At 63.0% G+C, this 7,417-nt stretch carries 5 protein-coding genes; 2 read left to right on the forward strand and 3 right to left on the reverse strand.

Features of this window, described 5'->3' with window-relative positions; genetic code table 11:
• Position 1: 1 nt before the first annotated feature.
• Together KA354_09025 and iscX are read left to right on the forward strand one after the other, a co-directional pair.
• A complete protein-coding gene (locus KA354_09025; protein ID MBP7934774.1) occupies positions 2–427 on the forward strand; it encodes a 2Fe-2S iron-sulfur cluster binding domain-containing protein in 426 nt (141 codons plus the stop codon).
• Positions 428–548: 121 nt separating this feature from the next.
• The gene (iscX, locus tag KA354_09030; protein ID MBP7934775.1) at positions 549–761 is read left to right on the forward strand and encodes a Fe-S cluster assembly protein IscX; all 213 of its coding nucleotides are present in this window, start codon (positions 549–551) and stop codon (positions 759–761) included.
• 50 nt (positions 762–811) lie between these two features.
• Here iscX and KA354_09035 read toward each other — a convergent pair whose 3' ends face one another.
• From KA354_09035 to KA354_09045, 3 genes are read right to left on the reverse strand one after another with little or no spacing between them, the layout of a single operon-like run.
• Entirely contained in the window at positions 812–1,504 is a 693-nt protein-coding gene (locus KA354_09035) for a hypothetical protein (protein ID MBP7934776.1), read from the reverse strand.
• A 15-nt stretch (positions 1,505–1,519) separates the two neighbouring features.
• Positions 1,520–2,131 (reverse strand): hypothetical protein, encoded by a 612-nt coding sequence (locus KA354_09040; GenBank protein ID MBP7934777.1) that lies wholly within the window; start codon positions 2,129–2,131, stop codon positions 1,520–1,522.
• Between the two features lie 14 nt (positions 2,132–2,145).
• The gene (locus tag KA354_09045; protein MBP7934778.1) at positions 2,146–7,308 is read right to left on the reverse strand and encodes a hypothetical protein; all 5,163 of its coding nucleotides are present in this window, start codon (positions 7,306–7,308) and stop codon (positions 2,146–2,148) included.
• Positions 7,309–7,417 lie beyond the last annotated feature (109 nt).

Genomic DNA, 7,417 nt, shown 5'->3' on the forward strand with positions numbered 1-7,417 from the left:
CATGGGCGGCCAGAATCCTCACACCGCCGAAGCCGACGTCCGGCTGCCGACACGCAAGTATCGGGTGACCTTCCTCCCGATGAACAAGACCGTCGAGGTGGATTGCCGGGCCCTGCCGTACGGTGATCACGGCCGGCCGGGCAGCATCCTGGACATCGCCATGGAACATGGCATCGATCTGGACCACGCTTGCGGCGGGGTTTGCGCCTGCTCCACCTGTCATGTTATCGTCCGCCAGGGCCTCGACCGCTGCGGCGAGACCACCGATGAAGAGGAAGACCAGCTCGACGAGGCCTACGGGCTCACTCCCCACTCGCGCCTCGGCTGCCAATGCGTCCCCAACGGAAGCGGCGATGTCGTCGTCGAAATCCCAGACTGGAATCGCAACCTCTCCCGGGAAGGCGTGCCGCAAAACCCAGGGCGATGAAGAATGACTCGTGAGGCCCAGGGCCGAGTCGTGGTGCCGGATCGATCGTGCGGTGGACAGGGAGAGAAGACGGCGGCTGAATGCCACCCGCCGAATGCGGACCGCTACGCTGGAGCCCCGTATGTCACTCAAATGGACTGATACCGAAGACATCGCCATCCTGCTGCACGAGAAGTGGCCGGACGTCGATCCACTCACGGTCCGGTTTACCGAACTGCGCCAGTGGGTTTGTGAACTCGAAGGATTCGCGGACGACGTCAAACTGTCGAACGAGGCCAGGCTCGAAGCGATTCAGATGGCGTGGCTGGAGGAGTCCAACGCCGCCCGGGAGTGAGGGCGGCGGCGGGCCATGCGAGCGTTTACCCGGGGCCTCGGGCCGTCTTCTCACTTCTCCCCGACAAACGGGCCCGGGACGACGGTCTTCAACTGCTGCAACTTCGGATCGATGCGAAACCGGTACTCCGCTTCAATCTCCTCCCGGGTGTGCGGGCGTGACCGGAAGACGGCCACAGCCCGAGCGAGGGCCTGGGCTAGTTCCCGCAGAATGGGAATCGCCTCTACCATGGTCTTACCCGGCACGTAGACCCAGCGATGATCCACTCTTCTGAACGACAGGGACACCGCCGGCGTTGATCCGATCATCGCCGTGACCGTGCCTGTCGCTCCACTCTCCGTGACGTCGGTAACCGACAGCTCTCCGGAGAACAGCTCCATGGCTCCGAGCAGGTTCAGTCGGCGCAAGGGATTCCAGTCAAAGACCGGGCAACTGGCCTGGCCGGCCTCCAGGGCCGCGGCGTTCGCCGCCCGGAGTTCCTCGATCACGATCAGCAGATCGATGACCGTCTCACGCGATTCGGGCTCGATGTAAGGGCGGAGACGGGCGTACGAACCCTGGCGATGCCACCGGCGAAGCAGATCGAATGTCTCGCGGAGACTGACCGGCGCCGGATCCGTCGGCGGTTTGACCCAGCGTGAGACGACCGGCAACCGTTCCGGCCCTACGACAATCGAGATGGCCAGGACCGTGCCCAGGAGGATAATCGCCACGGGCAGGACCATGCGAAGCGGGCGCAGCACGATCGCGTCCTTTCGCTACCGAGGAACCGAAGGCGTCATTGCCGGTTTTGCCGGTGTGCCGGGTACCCGGAAGTCCTTTTTGCCGGACTGGAGCACCATTCCGTCACGACGCTCGAAGGTCACGATGATGCGGATTTCCGTGCCCGCCAGGTTGGTCCCCTCGTCGAACTTCAACGGAAGACCATACCCCCATCCCTGGGCCGTGCGCTTCGTCGATCGGAACGGTATCGCCTGCTCCACATCGAAGGACCATTCCTTCACCAGTCTCGGCGGCTTGGGATTCGTGGTGCTGTTGTCCAGCACGAAGACCCGCGGCCGGATGACCCCGTCGCCGAACACCCCCAGGCCGTTGGGACCTCCACCCAGGTACAACCGGCTGACCACGATCCCCACGACCCGCGAGCGGCTTTCATCCCACATCCAGGGATTGAACGGGTCATAGTATGCCGCCACCCGGACGATGGTCGGGTCCACAGGTAGCCGTTCGGTCTCCGACGCCGTCGCTTTGACCGGCCCGCGCGTTTCCTTCGCCGACTCCTCCCGCAATTTCAGATCGGTGCAGCCCCCGATCAAGAGCCATCCGACCGGCACGAGACTCCATCGCCATGTCCAAGCCGTGTTTCTCACAGCAACTCCCTTCGTCATTTCACCCGGACGGTGAGCGTCGGACGCTCGGGCTTCGTCTGGATCGCCGACACCGGCGGGCCGTACTGATCGACTTCCGGACCGAGCTGATCCACCGGCTCGTCGGAGCGCTTCTTCTGCTCGCCGGTCGGGCGCAGGACATCCACCGGACCGAACTGATCGGCATCGGGCTTGACCTGCAAACCCTGCATCAGCGGGCTGCGGCGAATGTTGTCGTTCAGTCCGGTCTGATCGCGCATCTCCAATGACAAGGTCCGGGCCTCTTCCGGGGTACGAATCACATGCGGCGTGAGCATGATGATCAGTTCCGTTCTGCTCGTCTTGCGGGTCGAAGCCCGGAACAGGTTGCCAATGCCCGGTATGTCACCGACCAGCGGTACCTTGCTTTCGCTCTTGGTCTCGTTGCTGGTGATCAGGCCGCCGATGATGACCGTCTCTCCATCCTTCACCGTCACGGTCGTCTTCGCCGACCGCTCGTCGAACGTCGGCAGCGACACGCCCGTCGAGATCGTCACCGGGGATTGCCCGATCTGCGAAACCTCGGGGCTCACCTCCAGGTTGACGTACCCATCCGCGTTGACGATCGGCGTCACCTTCAGGATGACACCCACCTTCTCGTAGGTCACGCTCGGCGTGACGACACCGGAGGACGACACCACCACGTCCTGGACCGTGGGAACGCGCTGGCCAATGGTGATCTCCGCGTCCTGATTGTCCTGCACCATGATCGATGGGCGGCTGAGCACCTCAAGCTGGCCTTCCGCCTGCAGGGCATGAAACAGGAAGTCAAAATCTTCGCCCGTCACCGTGAAGGAAATGCCCGTCCCGCCGCTCTGCCCCAACGCCCCCACGCTTGTCCCGAGGATCTTGTCGAAGCCTTCCCCCTGGATGACCCCGTTGGGACCGGCGTACTTATTCTCGCTGAAGACCAGGTCCTGCAACGCGAACTCCATGCCTAGCTCGAAATTGTCGTTGATCGTGACCTCGGCCATCAACACCTGGATCATCACCTGAGCCGGGGCCCGATCCAGCTCATTGACCATGGCGACCACCTGTGATTCCATGCGCGGGTTGTAGCTCACCACCAGCGTGTTCGAGCCCTTGCCGCCTTCCTGGATGGTCACCTGGCGCATGAGCTGCCGGGACGCGGCCTCCCCCTTCTGGGCGGCCTCCATCGCTTGCTTCTCCTCGTCGAAGAACGCCTTCATCGCCGCGGCCACATCCTCCGACGTCCGGTTGCGGAGCTGGATCACCCGCTGCACCCGCTCCTCGACCTCCTGGTAATCGAGCTTGTAGACCAGGTTCTCCACAATCCGCAAGTAGGCTGGACTGCCCGCGGCGATCAGCGAATTCGTCCGCTCATCGACCGAGAACGTCAACTCCACGGCGGCGCCGGCCCCGCCTTCCGCAACAGTCCCCCCTGAGACCAGCAGAGGCGTCGAACCATCCGACGAACCGCTCTTGCTCTTGAACAGGTCTTCCAGCAGGTTCTGGATTTCCTTTGCGTCCGAGTTGCGCAGCGGGAACACCATCAGATCCGCAGTCTGAGGCTCGACGCTGTCCAGCATCTCTACCAGGGTCCGCAGCATCTCGATATGCTCTTCGGGGGCCAGAACCATCAACGAGTTCGTGTTCTTGTCCGGGGTGATGGTCACATCCTGGTACACCAGGCTGCGCATCCGCTCCTCGCCAGTCTTCGGGTCAATGCCGAGGAACTTGATGATCATCTGCTTGGCGTCGTCGCTCTGCTTGCCGGTGCTCGAACCCGCCTTCTGGAAGAAATCGTCGAGCTGTTTGGAGAGGTCCTCCGCCTTCGCGTTCCTCAGCCGGAAGACCCGCAGGCCCATCTCCGTCTTGACCCGGGTGTTGTCCAGCTTGCCGATGATCGTCCGCACATTCTCCATCAACGCCGGATTCGCCCACACGATCAGGGCGTTGGTCCGCTCCTCCGGCGTCACGGCAAATCCGCCCTTGTTCTTGCCCTGCTGCTGCTCGATCAGCTTGGTCAGCGTCTCGCTGATCGTCTTTGCCTTCGCGTCGGCCAGGGGGAAGATCTCCATCTGCTCAGCGATCGTCGACTTGCGGTCCAGCAGCGAGATCAGGTGCTGGGCCATCTGATGATCGTCCATCGAGGCAGTGATCACCAGGCTGTTCGACTGGTCGTCGGCGATGATGTTGATCGGCGTCCGCTTGCTCGACTCGCCCTGGGCCGAGCGCTTCTGGAACATCTCGGTCATCACCGGCTCGAGCTTGCTGGCCGCGGCTTCCTTCAGGGTGTAGACCTTGAAGGTGTACGCCGCGTCCGTGGTCTCCACGTCCAGCTTGGGCACCAACTCCTCCGCCCGCTTGATCGCGAAGCGGGCCCCGGTCACGATCAGGGCCTTGCTCCGCGTATCCGGGATGATCGTGACCTCGAGCTGGTCTTTCTGATCCGAGCCCATGCCTGCCTGCATGCCCTTGAACATCTGCTGCAGCGTATCAGCCAGGCTCACCACGTCGGCGTATTTGACCTTGAAGAACTTCGCGTCCGCGGGCATGTTGGCGATGTCTTCCCGGTCGATCTCCTTCAGCAGGCTTTCGACGATCGCGAGGTTCTGCGGGCTGGCACTCACAACCAGCGAACTGCTCCGCACGTCGGGCACGACCGTCACCTTGGTCGCCGACTCGGGCAGGTCCTTCTTGTCGCCCGAACCGATGTACAGCCCCTTGTCGAACAAATCGGTGACCAGCTTGGCCGCTTTGCTGATGTCCGCGTTGCGGACGGGGAAGGTCCGGAACACACCGTCCGCCGAGGGGGGTACGTCGAGCTGGGCGACCAGCTTCTTCACTTCCTCGAAGGTGCTCTTCGACGACGCCACCAGCATCGTCCGGCTCAGGGCATCCTCGATCACCGTGATCCGGTCCGACGGCTGCTCCTCCTGGCCCTTGGCCAGGCTCTGCTTCAGACGCTCGGTGAACAGCTTGCGAACGATTTCCGCCACCTTGGTGACATCGTTGTTCACCAGGGTGATCGACCGAATATCCGCCATCGGCGAGACCTTCTGGGCCTCCAGCTTCTGAACCAGATCCTGGATCGCCGCAAAATCGTCCGGTGTACTGGCCACCACCAGCGCGTTGCTCCGCGTATCGCTCACGATGACCGGCTTGTCCTCCTTCAAGCCGCCCTGCCGCCGCGCTTCCGCCCGGCCGTCCCAGATCTCCTTGATCTTCTCGGCCATGTCCGTGGCCGCCAGATTGTCCAGGGTGATGATCTGGATGGCACCCAGCCAGGTGTCCTTGATCTCGTCCAGATCCCTGACCAGCTTGGACAGCTCCTCGAACTTGTCTTCCTTGGCAACGATGATCAGGCTGTTGGTCCGGGTGTCCGGAATGATCAGGCTGCGCTCGCGCTCGGCCGCCGTGGGGCTCAAGGTCTTCTCCGCCACCTTCTGCTGCTGGTCGATCAGCTTCTGCACACCTTCCGCGACAATCTTGACGTCCGCGTGGGCCAGGGTTACCAGCTTGGGCGTGTATTGCCCTACCGTCTGTTCAATGTCAACCGACTTGACGATCTGCTGAACAAGCAGGATCTGCTCCGGCCGACCGGACACCACCAGGGTGTTGGTCCGCTTGTCCGCCGAAAAACCGATGTTGTAGGCCAGCGACTGCCCGATCACGTCGGGCGGCATACGTCCGGCCACGGTCTTGCCCGGCTGTTCCGGCAGGCGTTTGCCTTCCTCGAAAATGGCCTTCAACGAAGCCATTAGGGCGTCGGCGTCGGCGTGCTCCAGCGGGATCACCTTGACCACCATCGCATCCGCGATCGGCGCCGCGTCCAACAGATGGATGATCTCGCCCATCGGTCCCAGGTTCTTCTCCGTGGTCGCCACGATGATCGAGTTCGTCCCGACCTCGCCGAAGATCTTGATCGGCTTGTCCAGATCCAAATCGCTCAACTGCTTGTCACTCCCGTCCGGACCCTTGCGAACCACCTGCAGCCGGCGGATCTGCTCCTTGATCGCCTTCGCGTCGTCGCTGTCGCGCTCCAGCATCTTGGTCAAGGCGTCGGCCAGATCCTTGGCGACAGCCTTCTCCAACGGGTAGATCCCCACCTTGACCACTGCCCCGCTCTCCGCGGTCGGCTCGACGTCCATCAGGCTGATCAGGTGCTTGATCTGCTCAAGATCGTCCGCGGGTGCCGAGATGAGCAGCATGTTTGTGCGGGCATCCGCCAGAATGGTAAACAGGTCCGCGCTCTGCTTCTTACGCTGAGCCAGACTCTTCAAGATGTCCTTCAGCTTCTGCTCGGCCTCGCCCGCCTTGATGTATTTCAACTGGACCGGCTCGAACTTGACCGTCCCACTCAACGACGGCTGATCGATCCCTTCCACAATCGTCGTGATCAACTCCATGTTCGCCTCGGTCGCAGCGATCATCAGCAGGTTAGCACGCGGCTCAGGAATGATCGCCAGCCGGTCCTCGGGACGAAGCTGTCCGCTGGTCGGTTTCTTGACGTTGTTCCACAACTGCTCGATCTTCGTGGCCAGCTCGGCGGCGTCGCCCGACTTCAACTTGAAGATCTTGAACTCCGGCTTAAACAGCGGCTGCTGATCCATCAGGTTGATGAACGCCTCCAGAATCGCCAGGTCGTTCTCTTCGCCGGTCATCACCAGGGTTCCGTCGGAGGTCACCTCGATCTCCACCGGATTGCCGGAGAGCTTCCCGATGCTCGACACCATCGCGGCTGGAGTCTGGATGCCCGGCGGGCTCTGGAGCTTGGTCTCGGCCACCTTCTGCAGCCTGGCCAAGTCCGCCACGGAAGGTTGCGTGCTCGGCAAGCCAGCCTTGGCCGCGGTCGCCGGTTGGGTGGACGGCGGAAGCAGGGCAGTCACCGAAGTGGGGAACGGCGACGATTTGAGGCCGGGGCGATCCGCCGCCGGCCGGGTGGTCGAGGCCAAGGCCGAGGTGATCCTGGGACGAGCGGGAATCGGTCGCGGGGCCGCCGGCCCGGGGCCCTCAGCGGCCGGCCTGTCGCTATTGGCGGCCAGCGCCGCGTCCGGGCGCTCGCTGGGCACCACGGGTGCCAGCACCACGTCCGCCGGCTGCTCGGCCGGACGCGTGGTTTGCCCGAGCAAGGCCTGTCCCAGAGCCAATGTCAGAACCATCCATGCTGATCGCATCACCGTATCCTCCACTGCCAGGCGCGAACACCACTCAACGCGCCGGCTCTGCTGCAACTCACTTCCCCGCCCCGCCAGCCGACCTTTCGCCGACCACTCCCCCTTTCCA

Source organism: Phycisphaerae bacterium (assembly GCA_018003015.1).
Lineage (GTDB): Bacteria > Planctomycetota > Phycisphaerae > UBA1845 > PWPN01 > JAGNEZ01.